The 1,193-nt window shown below is 59.7% G+C and carries 1 protein-coding gene and 1 pseudogene; both read left to right on the top strand.

What is annotated here, in order from left to right; all coding sequences use genetic code 11:
- The first annotated feature begins 430 nt into the window (after positions 1–430).
- Positions 431–553, top strand: coding sequence for a hypothetical protein (locus tag EOA75_RS35690; RefSeq protein WP_281058598.1), 123 nt, complete (start codon positions 431–433; stop codon positions 551–553).
- A 190-nt stretch (positions 554–743) separates the two neighbouring features.
- A pseudogene (locus EOA75_RS33035) lies at positions 744–968 on the top strand (U32 family peptidase); the annotation flags it as partial.
- Positions 969–1,193: the final 225 nt, after the last annotated feature.

Raw genomic sequence — 1,193 nt, forward strand, 5'->3', positions numbered from 1 at the left:
GTCCCGGACCTGCATCACATGCCCCCACCGCCGCAGCTGCCACAATCATTTGGAAGCCTTCGACTTCGAAAGCCACTATCGCGATTTCTGCCCCAACAAGGACAATTTCTCGAAGCTCCTCGCCAAGAGATACGACGCCTAGCTGGCCACAAAGAACTTCACGATCGACCATAACGGACAGCGATTGACGATGCGGCCACAGAACGCCGGGCCAACACTACCAGGATTTGTTCGCCACCTGTTTCCGACAGTCGCGGGTCTGCCGATCGGGCCGTTGCTGACGTTGTCGTTGCGCTTTGCTTGCCAGGCGGCGTCCTGGCCTTTTCGAGCGTTTGGGCGAATACCGATCAGCCTGCTTCGGTATCGATCCAGTAGATCTTGCATTCGTTTTTGCGTCGTCCCGGATGGACAACGATCGAGTGTCCGCGTCGTGAGCAAAGACGCGACGGCGGCATCGGACGTGCTGATCAAGGGGCCGCTTCTAACTCTGCTGAGCCTGCTTGACGGCACGCTTGACGGTGATGCGATGTTCTTCAACGCATCATCTCGATAAGCGGGCGCACGGAAGCGGTGCTCGCCTTGAGGAACACAATAGAGGACGCTGAACTTCGTCCGGCAGATCTGCTCGGGCTGCACGGCATCCTGGCTCGTTGTGTCGATACGGGGGTCCTCGGCGCCCTGGGCATCGCGTGCCAATTGGCCGACAATGGCTCAAGCGAGGCATAAAAGACATGATGACACGCATGGAACTTGTCTGTCCGGCGGGAACCCCCGCTACGTTGAGGGCGGCCGTCCAGGCAGGCGCGGACGCGGTTTATTGCGGTTTTCGTGATGAAACGAACGCTCGCAATTTTCCCGGGCTCAATTTCTCCCGCGAAGAACTGGCCGAGGGCGTGCGCTTCGCGCACGGCCACGGCAGCAAGGTTCTCGTCGCCATCAATACCTTCGCGCGCGTCGATGCCGGTGAAATTGAAGATGCCTCGCCGGCGGCTGAACTCGCGAGATACGCGCTGGCCGCCATTGCGGCGGCTCAACAGGCGCGGTCGAAGCCGAAGCTCGAACGTCTGTTGCGAATGATCCTTCGCGGGTTGGGTTCGCGCTCGGACAGTCAAAGCGCGTCGCGCTGAAACTGATTCAGGTGACGCGCTTTAAGACCGTGGTTTGAGGCATGTCGTTCCTTAGAAGCGCTGCAC

It is taken from the genome of Mesorhizobium sp. M1A.F.Ca.IN.022.07.1.1 (assembly GCF_003997575.1).
Lineage (GTDB): Bacteria > Pseudomonadota > Alphaproteobacteria > Rhizobiales > Rhizobiaceae > Mesorhizobium.